Annotated in this window: 15 protein-coding genes; 4 read left to right on the top strand and 11 right to left on the bottom strand. The window is 42.7% G+C overall.

Going from position 1 to position 15,356, the window contains the following annotated elements; translation table 11 throughout:
• Window positions 1–161 precede the first annotated feature (161 nt).
• Both NZ043_RS16000 and NZ043_RS15995 read left to right on the top strand, forming a co-directional pair.
• On the top strand, window positions 162–1,589 hold the full coding sequence (locus NZ043_RS16000; RefSeq protein ID WP_339308855.1) for a VanZ family protein: 1,428 nt from the start codon (window positions 162–164) through the stop codon (window positions 1,587–1,589).
• A 166-nt stretch (window positions 1,590–1,755) separates the two neighbouring features.
• On the top strand, window positions 1,756–2,442 hold the full coding sequence (locus NZ043_RS15995; protein ID WP_339308853.1) for a hypothetical protein: 687 nt from the start codon (window positions 1,756–1,758) through the stop codon (window positions 2,440–2,442).
• Window positions 2,443–2,558: 116 nt separating this feature from the next.
• Here the strand turns inward: NZ043_RS15995 and NZ043_RS15990 are convergent, their stop codons facing one another.
• Complete coding sequence (locus NZ043_RS15990; protein WP_339308852.1) at window positions 2,559–2,906, bottom strand: hypothetical protein; 348 nt, start codon at window positions 2,904–2,906, stop codon at window positions 2,559–2,561.
• 266 nt (window positions 2,907–3,172) lie between these two features.
• Window positions 3,173–4,231, bottom strand: coding sequence for an NAD(P)/FAD-dependent oxidoreductase (locus NZ043_RS15985; RefSeq protein ID WP_165980380.1), 1,059 nt, complete (start codon window positions 4,229–4,231; stop codon window positions 3,173–3,175).
• Window positions 4,232–4,775: 544 nt separating this feature from the next.
• Between NZ043_RS15985 and dgt the strand changes: the two genes are divergently transcribed.
• Window positions 4,776–6,083 (top strand): dGTP triphosphohydrolase, encoded by a 1,308-nt coding sequence (dgt, locus tag NZ043_RS15980; RefSeq protein WP_133386740.1) that lies wholly within the window; start codon window positions 4,776–4,778, stop codon window positions 6,081–6,083.
• A gap of 203 nt (window positions 6,084–6,286) precedes the next feature.
• Here dgt and NZ043_RS15975 read toward each other — a convergent pair whose 3' ends face one another.
• The 9 genes from NZ043_RS15975 to NZ043_RS15935 all read right to left on the bottom strand — a co-directional run bounded on the left by NZ043_RS15975 (window position 6,287) and on the right by NZ043_RS15935 (window position 13,025).
• Window positions 6,287–6,496 carry a hypothetical protein gene (locus NZ043_RS15975; protein ID WP_339308851.1) on the bottom strand — a complete coding sequence of 70 codons (210 nt, stop codon included), beginning with the start codon at window positions 6,494–6,496 and terminating at the stop codon, window positions 6,287–6,289.
• A gap of 233 nt (window positions 6,497–6,729) precedes the next feature.
• A complete protein-coding gene (locus tag NZ043_RS15970) occupies window positions 6,730–7,434 on the bottom strand; it encodes a hypothetical protein (RefSeq protein WP_133386738.1) in 705 nt (234 codons plus the stop codon).
• A gap of 205 nt (window positions 7,435–7,639) precedes the next feature.
• Window positions 7,640–9,274 carry a chaperonin GroEL gene (gene groL, locus NZ043_RS15965; RefSeq protein WP_036611259.1) on the bottom strand — a complete coding sequence of 545 codons (1,635 nt, stop codon included), beginning with the start codon at window positions 9,272–9,274 and terminating at the stop codon, window positions 7,640–7,642.
• Between the two features lie 73 nt (window positions 9,275–9,347).
• A complete protein-coding gene (groES, locus tag NZ043_RS15960; RefSeq protein WP_017690077.1) occupies window positions 9,348–9,629 on the bottom strand; it encodes a co-chaperone GroES in 282 nt (93 codons plus the stop codon).
• A gap of 400 nt (window positions 9,630–10,029) precedes the next feature.
• Window positions 10,030–10,812 carry a twin-arginine translocase subunit TatC gene (gene tatC, locus NZ043_RS15955; RefSeq protein ID WP_091033760.1) on the bottom strand — a complete coding sequence of 261 codons (783 nt, stop codon included), beginning with the start codon at window positions 10,810–10,812 and terminating at the stop codon, window positions 10,030–10,032.
• A 78-nt stretch (window positions 10,813–10,890) separates the two neighbouring features.
• Entirely contained in the window at window positions 10,891–11,139 is a 249-nt protein-coding gene (gene tatA, locus NZ043_RS15950) for a twin-arginine translocase TatA/TatE family subunit (protein WP_036668966.1), read from the bottom strand.
• Window positions 11,140–11,347: 208 nt separating this feature from the next.
• The gene (locus NZ043_RS15945) at window positions 11,348–11,833 is read right to left on the bottom strand and encodes a MogA/MoaB family molybdenum cofactor biosynthesis protein (RefSeq protein ID WP_017690080.1); all 486 of its coding nucleotides are present in this window, start codon (window positions 11,831–11,833) and stop codon (window positions 11,348–11,350) included.
• 37 nt (window positions 11,834–11,870) lie between these two features.
• Window positions 11,871–12,371, bottom strand: coding sequence for a cyclic pyranopterin monophosphate synthase MoaC (gene moaC, locus NZ043_RS15940; protein ID WP_276324007.1), 501 nt, complete (start codon window positions 12,369–12,371; stop codon window positions 11,871–11,873).
• A gap of 15 nt (window positions 12,372–12,386) precedes the next feature.
• The gene (locus tag NZ043_RS15935; RefSeq protein WP_133386737.1) at window positions 12,387–13,025 is read right to left on the bottom strand and encodes a 5-formyltetrahydrofolate cyclo-ligase; all 639 of its coding nucleotides are present in this window, start codon (window positions 13,023–13,025) and stop codon (window positions 12,387–12,389) included.
• Window positions 13,026–13,304: 279 nt separating this feature from the next.
• Between NZ043_RS15935 and NZ043_RS15930 the strand changes: the two genes are divergently transcribed.
• Window positions 13,305–15,263, top strand: coding sequence for an ABC-F family ATP-binding cassette domain-containing protein (locus NZ043_RS15930; protein WP_091033765.1), 1,959 nt, complete (start codon window positions 13,305–13,307; stop codon window positions 15,261–15,263).
• Window positions 15,264–15,356 lie beyond the last annotated feature (93 nt).

Below are 15,356 nucleotides of genomic sequence, written 5' to 3'. Positions count from 1 at the left end.
CTGGCAATATGCCGGCAGTGCTTTTTTTGTTCATACAATCTAATCTTACATTTTTGAAAGATTCGTGAAAGATAGATACATAGGAGTTACAAACACCATTGATTATACTTTAAACAAACAAGATGCTGACAATGAACACAAAAAAAATGGAGGAGTTACAAATGGATTTAATACAAGTTATAGGCAGAATATTGCCTATCTTAGCTATTGCATTGGCCGCAGGAGTTGTTGTAATCGGTATTACTTATTCAGTATATATTGCATATAGGAAAAGAGGGGGTAAAAGAAGCATAACTAACAGGCAATTTATAGCGTCATTTTTGATCTTGGGTTGGTTTGTCATTGTTATGACTTTAACCACATTTAGCAGAGGAGCTAATTATGAGGGTTGGATCAATTTAGAGCTATTCAGTGGCTATATAAATGCATGGAATCAATGGTCGTTGAGCGAATTCCAGCTCATCATTTTTAACATGTTGATGTTCGCACCATTCGGTTTTATACTTCCGCATATCGGAATGAAAACGCGTCACTTTAAGCCCGTGCTACTCATATCGCTGTTGGTAACATTGGGTATCGAAATTTTACAAATGATCACCGGTAGGGGAATATTTGAACTTGATGATATTCTACATAATACACTAGGCAGTATGGCAGGATATTTGTTGATGAGAGCGATCCTCGACAGTGTTGAGCAAAGAAAGATCACCTTAAGATCACTATGGAAGGCACTCTGCATACCACTAGTTTTTACGATGCTTTTTTCCAGTGCTTTTATCATTTATCACAACAAAGAACTTGGTAATCTCTCCATACGTCCAGCTATTTCTCAAAATATGAATCAAGTCGAAGTAACGCTTAACACAAGGTTACCGGATGAGGCCGAGAAAGTATCTCTTTATCGCAGTAGTGAAATTCACAACCTGGAATATGCCAAACGAGTTGCCTCTCTAATGAAGGATTATTTTGAATTACATCAGAAAGGTAGCATATCTATTGATGGATACAACCGAATTTGGAGTTTTCTTGACAATACGGGAACAGAATACACCTTTAATTATGACGTCAGTCGAGGCACATGGTGGCTGGCATCTAATATTGAAGCAAGCACTCCAGTAGAGCCGGAAGATTTAATCAAACAAGGACAAGAGTATGGCAGTTGGTTGATTAAGAATGACTTATTGCCTAAGAAAGCGATATTCAGCACGCAAAATGGAGACACGGTCCGATGGGATATCGAAAAAACAGTTACAGATATCGCGAAGGGTGACCGCGATTATGATACCGGACTAGTTATGATTGTCCCATCAGCAGAACCTATGATTCCTCAGAATTTATTATACTCTATGAATAAAAATATTTATGTGCGAGTGGTTGATATTATCAGTCCGGCTGAGGCATACGAAGAAATTCCCAAGGGAAACTTTTCGATCTATAACAACTTAAAGAAAGGAGACAAACTAAGTGTGAACAAGTATGAACTGACTTACACCTATGATTCAAAAGGTTATTATCAGCCAGTTTATCGATTTGAAGGAGAGATCAATGGAGAGAATTGGGATGCTTTGATCCCAGCAGTAATGAATTGATTTCAACTTCTACGTGCCTTGATGAAGCATACCATCCTGAAATGCTTGACAAACATTGGCTTTTTTTGGGTGAGTGGTACGTAGTAGAGTTTGAAGTTTTTCATGAGAACATTATAATAAATGAGGTGCTCGAACGATGAAATTATTTTGATTACGAGGTGAGAATTTGCAATATCTGTTTACCGCTCTCTTCATTCTTGGTTTCATTGCTTTCTTAAGATTTCTTGTTCTGATGATCTTATCTATTCGCAAAGGTAATAGGTTGCCGATCAAATACATTATTCTAACAACGGCCTGTTTTGCGATTGCTTCAATTGGGTTGTATGGCATGCTGACTTTATCTTCGAACTCTAATCAGTCTGAAATAGATCAGCCCCCTTCATCCCAAATCGAACTTTCTGGCCTCCATATGACTACCGATGAATTTAAAAACAAGTTTAATGGTGCCGTAGGCAAATACCGACTGAACGGGCTGAGTATTACCCGCTTGGATATACAAGACTCTTCGGAGCAAGGCAGTGGTGCTTTCGAGTATATCTTTAATGACGAGTTGCGTTTGGTTGGTGTAGTGAATGCAGATCGGAGCATTCAGGAAATCAGCTTATACGCGACTGGTGACCCGCGCCAACCCACAGGTGGAATTCTGTTGACCGCGATCGCCACACTCATTCTCACAACCAATAGTGAGTACACGTATAACGATGCACAAGATGTCATCCAGGATATCGGTCTATTGGATCGTGATGTGAATCAGTCTGATTTTGATGGGGCGACGGTTCGAAATGGATTGGAATATCGCTTCAGCATTCAGGATCATGATCACTCGACTTTTGAAATAACTGTTGCGAAGTAAGACTTCGTTGTGAAAAAGGCCGCTCCCTGAAGGAACGGCCTAACGTGTGGAATATACTATATAATGATTCAGTAGTTGCCACCAAACCACTGATGAACACCTCCCGAATGCGAGAGTTACTCAAACGTTACAATCTCGCTTTGATTGTTCCAACTCATTTTAAAAGTAATTGGGTCTTTCGTATTCTCCGCCTCAGTAACCGTTCCCGACATACTGAACGGTACCCCTTGTTCCTCAAGCGCTTTCCCCTGTTGTTTTATATTATTGCCGGTAAGGTCAAAAACAAAATCCTTTATACGCTTTTCATCACCTATATAAGTAATACTATAGATCCCTGTTGATCTCTGAAGAGACACATCCCAGTTATCGCTCTTTCCGTGTAACCTATCATCCGCACCACAAGCTGAAACAATAGATAAAAGTACTATAACACAAAGAATGATTGGCAGTTTAAATAATTTCATAAAATCCCTCCTTTTAGGAATATACCCAAAAATGTGAGTTATGATATTTGCTAATCATTCCTGATATCTAATCTATATAAGTTGAACTAAAGTTATTTACACAGACACTACGATGATAGAATAACCTTCCAATAACTGTTATCCCCAGATTTTTTTGATTCCTTTTCCGAAGGGGAAAATCCGGCGATAAAGGCGAACGCTTTGCTTTTTCAGGTTTTTTCTGTCCTCTCCGTTATCGTGTAAATGATTAGTTCAATTTATATAGTCTAATGTGACTTACCTTTGATATGACTAACGATTCTTTGAGCATCGTACTTGACCCATCCCAACAGTGCTGAACCTCGTGATGTCTGCCAAGGCAGTCCTACAAAGTAAAGTCCAGCCACCGGTGAGACTCCTCTCTCGTGTAAAATTGCACCTTGGGAATCAAAAGCAGCATTGATATTGATCCAACCATCATTTCGTTTGAACCCAGTCGCCCAAATAATATTGTCTACTGCTGTCTCACTACCATCCTCATATAGGATGCGGTTATCTATTGCATTTACAGCACGTGGGCGCATGTTAACTTTCCCTTGGATCATCAACTCTTTTAACTCGTAGCCATAGACGTAGTCTGGCTGATTTCGCAACCATTTTCCAACCATACGGTCTGCACTTGCACGTAATATTCCGAGCTTTTCAAAATACCAGAATATACTTCGTCTCATAATATGCAAAGGCCTAAAGGTAATATTTCGAGCTATGGATATGTATACGGTTTGTTGTTCATCTGATGTTAACTCTACAGCAATTTGGGCACCTGAATTCCCTCCACCTACGACCACTGTTGTTCCAGGATGCAATTGAGACATATTTTTATACTCTGATGAATGAAGCTGAATTACACTCTCGGATAATGATTTCGCAAAATGAGGAACATTCTTGGTCTGGAAAGGCCCCGTCGCAACGATAATATTGCGCGCTTCAATCATTCCATCATTAGTTTCAGCATAGTACACCTCATCTTGCTTCGAGAGACGCGAGATTACACAGTTTAACTTTATAGGAAGATGCATTTTCTTGGCGTAACTTTCAAAATAATCTGCAATTTCATCTTTGCTTGGCAGGCCATTTTCATTTCCACTAAGCGGCATTCCCGGTAACCCATCATACATTCGTGGGGTAAACAGACGTAAGGAATCATACCGTTTACGCCAAGACTCCCCGACAGATGAGGCAGCGTCAACAATTAAAAAGCTTAACCCCGACTGCTGAAGATAGTAACCTGTTGCCAAGCCTGCTTGCCCAACTCCGATAACCAATACATCATACATATGTCTCATCTCCATTATCATTTATGTATCAATATATGAGTACTTATTCATATGTTAATTTTACTTAACAACTGTCTGTTTAGCAATAGATGAAATATCAGTACTTTTTTCAGAAAAATTAACATTAAAAAGACTCCCTCACGGGAGCCTTTACTCATTTCAGCGTAGGATACATGTAACGTAACTTTGATCCTAAGTATGATATGTTCTTTTGTTCGTTCGTTAGTTATTACCTGGTGTATCGATCAATGTCATCGATCGCAGATTGGTGCTCTCTTCTATGATGATCTTCATGCTGACGAACGTCATTCTTTAACTTTGCTAAGAATCCCCATCCCATAAAGGCAAGTAAAAGCACGGTAATCAGTGCATAAGCAAAGCTATATAGATTCATGAAGAAGTTGATAAATATTGCAGTGAGCATCAAACCCAGAATCAACGAACATCAGGATACTATTATAAACCTAAATCTCTTAACAATCTAATTCACCTAAATGTTATCTCATGGTAAAATATAACTAGTAATTCAGTAAATTTCAAAGGGGCTAATTTTATGAACGAGATTAATAAACTTAGAGCAGTAAGACAATTTGATGAGAGTTCCACCGGAAGAGACTCTAGTGATAACCGTTCACCATTTGAAAGAGATTATGGACGTCTTATACACTCACCTACATTTAGAAGACTCCAGGGAAAATCGCAAGTTTTTGGAGCCGGATCAGGAGACTATTATAGAACTCGACTAACACACTCTCTAGAAGTAGCCCAGATTGCAAGAAGTATTGCAAGAAGCATTACTACTACTTCTGCAAACAAGGAACATCCAGGGCTAGTAATTGACCCACTTGTTGTAGAGTGTGCGGCACTTGCTCATGACTTCGGACATCCACCCTTTGGTCACAAGGGGGAACACGATCTTAATGAGAAATTAAAAGAGTATAATTTATTGTTTGAGGGCAACGCTCAAAATTTTCGTTTATTAATGTTTCTAGAAAAAAGAGACTCCAGATATGATGGACTTAATTTGTCAGCAGCGACTCTACTGGCAATTAATAAATACCCATATGAACTTACTGTTGATTCCTCTAAAGGTTTATACAGTAGTGAGTGGAGTTATATTTCAGAAATTCGGAACAAATGGGACATGCCAGAAAAGAAAGCAACTCTAGAGGCCCAACTTATGGATTTAAGTGATGATATTGCTTACTCTTCGCATGACATTGAAGATGGTATTAGGGCAGGAAAAATACAGATGAACGAATCTTTTTTACTTAATGATCGATTAATTGATTTTGTATCATTAGAAGTTGATAAAGCATATGAAAAAGAGCCTGAGCTTTGGGAAGGGGTACAGATTAAGCAGGAAGTCAAGAAAGTATTGCAAGAATATCTCGAAAATTGGGATGAAATTCACAGTAAACTGCAAAAAAACAACTCCTTGACTCGTAAAGAGAACAAAGCCTTTTCAGTAAATAATTTTGTTAAACAAGTTGGGATTATTGAAGATGGTGAATGGTTTAAAGTTACTTTTGTAGATTCAAATGGGATGGAAGATGTTGACCTTAAAAGAAAAATGATTATCTTAAAGAAACTTGCTTGGGTAACTCTAGTGAGGGACTTACGTGTACAACGTCTTCAACAAAGAGGCGAGAATATCATTAATAAATTGTGGGATGTATTCATGAAGAACACAGATTCAATCATTCCTACAGACTGGCTAGATAGATTTAATAATGATGATTCATGGTGTTCTGAGAGGTTTGTTGCTGACTATTTATCAGGAATGACAGATTCATACGCAGAGAAGCTATATGAAGAATTATATGGTAGCCTCCCTGGTTCTATATATGATCTGGATTAATTCAAGGGAGGTAATTATTGCTCATAGCAACAATCAAGGAAAATGAAAATTATCTTTTTTCTCACAAATCAAAACCACACTAAATTAAGTAGTGTGGTTTTTGTTACATTTATAATATATGAGTTGCCATTGCTTCTCAAATTTTTGTCACATCGTAGAAAATTCACTCTCCCAGGCAGATGATATATTTAAATTTTTCACCTTTAATACATCATACCGCCCATGTCAAGCATCCCACCACCAGCGATATCCACTTCGATTATTTTAATCCACTCTCCAGTCGGAGCGTTGAAGCCAACGTCTATTGTCGGAACATTACCTATTATTATCAATCTTAATGTAAATATCACCTGATATTTACACTCAATTGTTGCGGGTGATTTACTGTTCACGTTATAAGCTTCGTTAGCCATCCCCACTGAGTTCTTCTCCAACACATCCCAAAAAGTGCATCCAGTCAGAAGCCATACCGTAGGATGGATATTAAACAAGGGCATCAGTATAGGAATATGTACGTGCTAGAGTTTAAAACGCAGAGACTAGGTTATTCCCTAACAGTCTTCCCACCTTAGTGTGGAGTCACTATGTTCATTAACCAGGTCTGACTCGATACATGAACGTTGGTATTTTTGAAGAATTCAAAACGTTACACATTTAATTTCTTGGATACAAGGCCCCACTTATCTTCAGTTAGTTCCCTAATCAAATTAAATCCGTTCTTCTCCAAGTAGAAATTATATAACTTATCTTTTTTATGGTAGTCAACCGTTGAAAGGGACGCCTTTACTGTTTCAATTCCCATTCCTTTCAGGACAATAAACAAATTTTGTAAAATATATGTCCCTATACCTCGGTTTGTAAACTTCCCACAATTGATATCCTCTATTTCTGCATTATTGCTACCTCCAAAAACATGCTTCATTAGGAGTGGCTGTTCTTTCTCACCATCAACGAATACAACACATTCAATTTCCCTAGAATGTTTCAACGGACTCCGGTCTCTATCAATAAATTTTTGCTGAAGTTCCTGGCTATACTCTAATTCTTCATCAAATATAATGACTACTTGTTGTCCTTCATTAAGATTACAAATGAAAACATGCCTGTTAAAGTCCTCAGGCTGTTTATAATTTATAGCATTCTGTAGATTCAATGCCGATAACCGCATTTTTTTAATTATGCTTTCTTTACTTTTAATACTATCACGCAATTGGTAATTGGCTTCATTTAGTTTATTATTCTGATCTCGGTGGAATTTCACATCCCATTTTAACCTTTTTATCACCCTCCAGATTACCCCTCCACAAATTATAATTACCATCAACAAGACTAAATAAATTCTTAATTCCAAACGACCATCCGCCCTTCAATTTTTAGAGAACTTTCTTTACTATCATCAAAGAACTTTTAAAGATTTAAAAACCACTCCTTAAATAAGAAGTGGTTTTTGTGTTGTTTATCATTTGTAACAGTGGCTGCTTCACAAATTCTTGTCACATCGTAACGAGAACTCGCTCTGCCAGGCACATGATGCGTTAAAGGTTTTTACACCTTTATTACATCATGCCGCCCATTCCACCCATACCGCCCATGTCAGGCATTCCGCCACCAGCACCTGCTGGTTCTGGTTTGTCAGCGATAACCGCTTCAGTAGTCAAGAACATTGCAGCTACGGAAGCAGCGTTTTGCAATGCATAACGAGTTACTTTCGCAGGGTCAACGATACCAGCTTCGATCATGTTAACCCACTCGCCAGTTGCAGCGTTGAAGCCGATGCCTGTTTGTTCTTTTTTCAGACGTTCCACGATTACGGAACCTTCTTCGCCAGCGTTAGCTGCGATTGTGCGGATTGGTGCTTCCAGAGCCCGCAAGACGATGTTTACGCCTGTTTGCTCGTCACCGGACAGAGCTACAGCCGCAACCGCGCTATATACGTTCATGAGCGCTGTACCACCACCGGATACGATACCTTCTTCAACCGCTGCGCGAGTTGCGTTCAGGGCATCTTCGATGCGAAGTTTGCGTTCTTTCAATTCTGTTTCAGTAGCCGCACCAACTTTGATTACTGCTACACCGCCCGACAATTTAGCCAGACGCTCTTGCAGTTTCTCTTTGTCGAACTCGGAAGTTGTTTCTTCCAGTTGTGTACGGATTTGGCTAACACGTGCATCGATATCGGATTTGTTACCAGCACCGTCAACGATGATTGTGTTTTCTTTTGTTACGCGGATTTGACGAGCTGTACCCAGTTGTTCCACAACAGCGGATTTCAGGTCCAGACCCAGTTCTTCCGTGATCAATTGGCCACCAGTGAGGGCCGCGATGTCTTGCAGCATTGCTTTACGACGGTCACCGAATCCTGGAGCTTTAACAGCTACAGCATTGAATGTACCACGCAATTTGTTCACAACCAGCATAGCCAGTGCTTCGCCTTCGATATCTTCAGCAATCAATACCAGCGGTTTGCCTTGTTGAACGATTTTCTCAAGCAATGGCAAGATATCTTGCGTGCTGGAGATTTTTTTGTCTGTGATCAAGATGTACGGATTGTCCAAAACAGCTTCCATTTTGTCCGTATCAGTGATCATGTAAGGAGAGATGTATCCACGGTCGAATTGCATACCTTCAACCACTTCAAGCTCTGTAGCGAATCCTTTGGATTCTTCTACTGTGATTACGCCATCTTTACCTACTTTTTCCATAGCTTCAGCGATCAGTTCGCCTACTTCTTCGTCAGCTGCAGAGATTGCTGCAACTTGTGCGATAGATTGTTTGGAATCGATTGGTTTGGAGATGGATTGCAATTCTGCAACCGCAGCTTTAACCGCTTTGTCGATACCTTTACGGATACCAATTGGGCTAGCGCCCGCTGTTACGTTTTTCAGACCTTCTGTGATCAGCGCTTGCGCCAATACAGTTGCTGTTGTAGTACCGTCACCGGCAACATCGTTTGTTTTCGTTGCTACTTCTTTAACCAGTTGTGCACCCATGTTCTCGAATGCATCTTCCAGTTCGATTTCTTTAGCAATGGTTACACCATCGTTAGTGATGAGCGGGCTTCCGAATTTTTTCTCCAGAACCACGTTGCGGCCTTTAGGACCGAGTGTTACTTTTACTGCATTAGCCAATGCATCCACACCACGAAGCATGGAGCGACGAGCGTCTTCACTGAATTTAATGTCTTTAGCCATGTTAAGAAAACCTCCCTAGTTTTTGTTGGAAAATGGTCGTGCTATATGGTTCGGTTATCCGATTAAATTTGAATTAGTCGAGAATCGCGTGAATATCGCTTTCTTTCATAATCAAATATTCTTTACCTTCGAATTTGATTTCTGTACCGGCATATTTGGAGAAAATAACGCGATCTCCTTCTTTCACTTCCAGAGCTACACGTACGCCGTCTTTCAATACTCCAGCACCAACTGCAATGATTCTGCCCTCTTGCGGTTTTTCTTTGGCGGAGTCCGGGAGTACGATCCCGAAAGAAGTTGTTTGTTCTTGCTCCAGTGGTTCTACCAATACGCGTTCACCTAAAGGTCTGATCATGAAAAATAGCCTCCTTTTGAAATTATATAACGTTACATTGTAGGTTGTAGCCATATGTATTAGCACTCGACAGTGTTCAGTGCTAACAACCAACTTTATGATACTCAACTTGAAGCATGATTTCAAGTCCTTTTGACGAATTCCTGCGAGAATTTACGTTGAATTTACACAAACATAGCCAAATTACACCCGCTGTGCCTGGTTCTATGTTGCAATTCACTAATCTTATTCTACGAAATTGTTTAGCCCTTCTGCAACGTTAGCGGACAGTCCCTTTCCCATTGTATCCATTGTTGAACATAATATGCCTGCTTGTCCTGTCGTGTTGGTCGGCAGTCTACAGAAATAGCCCGGATAAGAACATACCGTCTTTTCCGGGCACATTACAGCTTATCCTCATTCAACCCGCATGTTTCTTATCCTCGGCACGAACATAGCGGGATTCGATCTCTTCATCGGCTGCAAGCTGCTTGCGATATACGATTGCGGATAATAACACACTGATCTCATATAACAGGAGCAAGGGAATCATCACCAGCAGATCAGATATAAAGTCTGGAGGTGTAATAACCACTGCAATGAAGATCAGAACAAAATAAGCAACTCTGCGCATCTTGCGAAGGCGAATTGGATTCAGGATCCGCAGTCCTGTCAGAAACATAATAAGTAAAGGAAGTTCAAATAACAGGGACACAGGCAACACAATTCCAAACAGGAAGCTGAAATACTGTTTCATCCCGTAGGTCTCCACAAGCCCCATCTTCTCTGTTATCGCTGTTGTAAAGGCAAGTGCCATCGGAAAAATAACATAATACGAAAAAGCCATACCTGTCAGAAATAAAAGAAACACGTAGGGCACATACTTCAGCGTTGCTTTTCGCTCGCGCGGTTTCAGCCCCGGACTAACAAACTTCCAGATCTGATACACCGTAAACGGCAATGTAATAATAAGTGAGAACAACCCTGCAATCTTCATGTAGATGCCAATCCCGTCCCAGAAAGAGAAGGCATGTAATACAAAACCTTTTGCCGACTCTGCCTTGGTCAGATATTGGTATACCGGGTCCGCCACAAAAAATCCTGCAATCAGTCCCAGCACAAAAATGCTTAGTACATAAATCAGCCGCTTCCGCAGCTCACTCAGATGTTCCGTAATCGACATTTCTTCCATTTGCTGCGTCATGCCTGCCCCCCATTATTGCCAGCTTAAAATACAAAACCCTTCCGGCAGGAAGGGATTTCTCTTTCATTGCCGTCAAGATTATTCCGGCAGGCGTTTATCAGCAGGCTTGTCTGCAGGTGTGCTCTCAGCCGCCAGCGGTTTCGCCTTCTCCTGCTCTTTGCGATTGGACGAGTCATCCTCAGAGATAATCTCGCGAGCGCCCTCTTTGAATTCACGGAAGGTACGCCCAACTGCACGTCCCAGTTCCGGAAGTTTGTTGGGTCCAAACAACAACAATGCAATCACGGCCAGCAAAATAAACCCCGTTGGTCCAATGGAACTAAACATTGATATTCCTCCTCGTCTCAAGCTTCGAAGATGCGCATATTCGGCCAGATGTTCATAGATGTCTCTGCTGCGTTCTTAATTTAAGCCCATCATACCATAGATGTAACCACTTACATAACCCGCAAAATTCACAAATAAGAGATGTCACTAGAACAATCTAACAACAGTCATGGCTAATCGGATATCTTGCCCCAGAGTCCATGCTCGATTATTGCTTGAACTGACCCGTAACCATCAGCAGCGCTTCCGGAAGCTGATCCATAATGGCAGCCAGATGTTCATGCACACCCTTTGGTGTACCTGGCAGATTAACAATCAGCGTGCGTCCACGAATGCCACATACCCCGCGGAACAGCATTGCAGAACGGTTTTTGCTCATTACACTGTACCGCATGGCCTCTGCCATCCCGGGAACTTCCCGCTCAATTACGCGCCGGGTCGCTTCCGGAGTAATATCACGAATGGCCAGCTCCGTGCCACCGGTAGTCAGCACCAGATCGGCGTGAAAATAATCCGTCATCTCAATCAAAGCCGCAATAATCTCATCGGGTTCATCCGGAACGATACGGTACTCCACGATTTGACCACCCAGCTCTTCTTCCACCAGCTCCCGAATGACTTGTGCACTCGTATCCTCACGTTCCCCGCGGGCTCCTTTGTCACTGGCTGTCAGGATTGCTGTTCTCCACACCATAAAGATCACCCTTCTCCTCTATGAAAATAAATATTGCCTATCGGCTGTAATCACCGTTTTTGCCACCACTCTTGGAATTCAGCATGGTTGGACCGATAATCATATCTTTTTGCATGGCCTTGCACATGTCATAGACCGTCAGTGCTGCAGCTGAGGCAGCCGTGAGCGCCTCCATCTCAACACCCGTTTTGCCTTCAGTTTTGACAGTAACTTCAATGTGTAATTCATCCACTCCGTTATCATGAAAACGAATATCCACACCCGTCAGTGCCAAGGGATGGCACATCGGAATCCAGTCCGACGTTTTCTTCGCGCCTTGAATCCCGGCAATCTGAGCCACAGCCAGAACATCACCTTTACCGATTCGGCCCTCCCGAATCGCTTCCAGTGTATCTGGATTCATCGTCACCTTGGTTACGGCCACAGCCGTACGTACGGTAATTTCCTTACCCGAAATATCAACCATCCGGGCCCGCCCCTGTTCATTAAAATGGGTCAGTTTGCCACCCGAAGCCTGGCTGTTCACTTCTGAACTCAATCACATCACAACCCTTTATTCGATATGTAATATACCTTCGGTTGTTATCAACAGATCAATCCGCAGATCGAGCAGGTCCATCGGGATCTCCTCTTGTAACTGACCCGGCAATACCATCGCAGCCATCAACGGTTTCTTGCCCGTCATCGCACATGTTGCTGCAAGCGTCTCGGCAAAACGATCATAATAACCGCCACCATAACCAATACGCCCTCCATGGAGATCATAACCAAGCCCCGGTACCAATACGAGATCGATATCCAGCCAATCATCAGTTGTCAGGACTTCACAGGAATCCTTAGGTTCGGGTATCCCCCATATGCCTGGCTCCAGATCCTGTTCTCCGGTCACTCGCCGTAGCTCCATTCGGGGTGGATTCGCCAATACTTTTGGTGCAAGCATCACATCTCCATGTTTCCAGCCCTCTTGAAACAGAAAAGCTGTGGACGCTTCGCTTCCATAGGACAAATAACTGAATATGACGAGTGGTCTGTTCACGACCTTACTCTTGGCCTGTCTAAGGCGTTCCAGCTCCCGCTTCACTCCAGCGTTAATCTTAGTCATTGCCTGCTGACGCATGTTTGCATCCATCAGATCACGGCTCTGTCTCAGTCTGGATCGAAGCTGACTTTTCAGTTCCGCATGATCCTGCATATCCTTGAATAACCTCCTGTTGATAGGGAAGGTAGAAAAAAGCTCTCATTAAAAACAATTTATATGTTATGACCAGTTGTCATCTTGTTGAAATGGTTAAAATGATTCATTTTCTGCAAAATCCTCATGTAATAACATGCCTTCTTTCAGTTTATCATTGATTGATCAAAAAGACTACATGCCCCATGCGTTCCCAATCGGTGCAATTGCTCTGTATTTCATGTAAACTGGGATATAGTTGTCATATCAAGAACTGGACCTATGGAGGAACTTAATTTTATGCTGCTGCAAGTATCCGGAATTATCAAACGTTTTGGTGTCGATCCAATCCTGGACGGCGTGAACTTACAAATATTAGAACGCGAGCGCATCGGCCTCGTTGGTGTAAACGGTGCAGGAAAATCCACTTTGCTCAAAATTGTAGCCGGTGAAATGTCCTATGACGGGGGACAGATTTTCAAATCCAAAGAAACAACGCTCGGTTACCTGGCTCAGAACAGCGGGCTGCAGTCCGACCGTACCATCTGGGAAGAAATGATGAACGTCTTCGCTCACCTGACACAGGCTGAAGCAGATTTGCGTCAGATGGAACGCGATATTGCCGACCCTGCCCAGATGGAAGATGAGAAAAAGTACGCGGACCTGCTGGAACGTTATGCGAAACGCTCCGATTGGTTCAAGGACCATGGCGGTTATGAGATGGAAACCCGCATTCGCAGCGTACTGCACGGGATGGGATTCGGCGAATTTTCGCCAGACACCCCTATTGCTACTCTAAGCGGCGGGCAGAAGACACGCCTTGCGCTAGCTCGTATTTTGCTTCAGGCACCCGATCTGCTCATGCTCGACGAGCCTACCAACTATCTCGATATCGCCACCCTTACTTGGTTGGAAGATTATCTGAGAGGTTATTCAGGCGCACTGCTCGTGGTATCCCATGACCGGTACTTCCTTGATCGACTCGTAACAACCATCGTGGAGATCGAACGTCACCGCTCCAAAAAATACACGGGCAATTACAGCCGTTATATGGAACTCAAAGCTGCCGAATATGAAACTCAGATGAAGCAATATGAGAAACAACAGGGTGAAATCTCCAAGATGGAGGATTTTGTCCAGAAAAATATCGTGCGTGCCTCGACGACCAAGCGGGCTCAAAGCCGCCGTAAGGCCCTCGACAAAATGGAGCGCCTCGATAAACCGATGGGTGATCTGAAAAAAGCTCATTTTTCCTTCGAAACCGCCGTTATGTCCGGCAAAGAAGTGCTTCGAGTGGATCAGCTGTCTGTCGCTTATGATGAGGCTTCTCCATTGTTCCGCAATGTATCCTTCGATCTGCGGCGCGGGGAAACGGTTGCTCTGATTGGTCCAAACGGTATTGGTAAATCCACCATGCTGAAGTGCCTCACCGGAAGTTTGCGTCCGGTAACCGGGGATATCCAATGGGGAACAAAAGTGCAGATTGGCTATTATGATCAGGAGCAGACTGGGCTCAATCCGTCCAATACGGTTCTGGAAGAACTGTGGAGTGCCTATCCCGGGATGGAAGAAGCACGCATTCGGACCGTACTGGGGAACTTTTTGTTCAGCGGTGACGATGTGCTCAAGAAGATCTCCTCCCTCAGCGGCGGTGAGAAAGCACGTGTCTCTCTCTCCAAGCTGATGCTGAAGGAAGCGAATATGCTCATTCTGGATGAGCCTACGAACCATCTCGACCTGTTTGCCAAAGAAGTGCTGGAAGCGGCGTTAATGGATTATGAAGGCACTCTGCTGTTCATCTCCCATGACCGGTACTTCCTCAACAAAATGGCTGAGCGCATTGTCGAGCTTCATCCAGGCGGCACGGAACACTATCTCGGTAATTATGATGATTATGTGGAGAAGAAACAGGAGCTTGAGGACATCGCACGTGAAGCAGCTGAGGCACGTCAGGCTTCAGCCAAGAACTCGTCCAAATCCGATCTGAACACAGCCACAACCGAAAAATCCGGAGCGGCTTCATTCGAAGCGGAAAAACAGGCGAAACGTGAAGAACGTAACCGGCAACGCAAGCAGGAAGCTCTGGAACAACAGATTGCGGAGTTGGAAACGAAGATTACAGATCTTGAGGCACAGATGGCTCTGCCTGAAATCTATCAGGATTATATGAAGCTGCAAGAACTCCAGCAACAAACGGAGGAACACAAAGCAGAACTCATCAAGGCATACGAGGACTGGGAAGAACTAGCTATGGAATAGTACCAATAGTACAGACTCATAACATGGTTTGATCGCGTCCATACAAGTATAGTTGTACCATCGGCTGATTCCTTATTGGGATCAGCTTTTTGT

It is taken from the genome of Paenibacillus sp. FSL k6-2145, from assembly GCF_037976585.1.
GTDB lineage: Bacteria > Bacillota > Bacilli > Paenibacillales > Paenibacillaceae > Paenibacillus.
The sequence above is the reverse complement of the archived record's forward strand: the minus strand, read 5'-3'. Positions and strand labels throughout refer to the sequence as shown.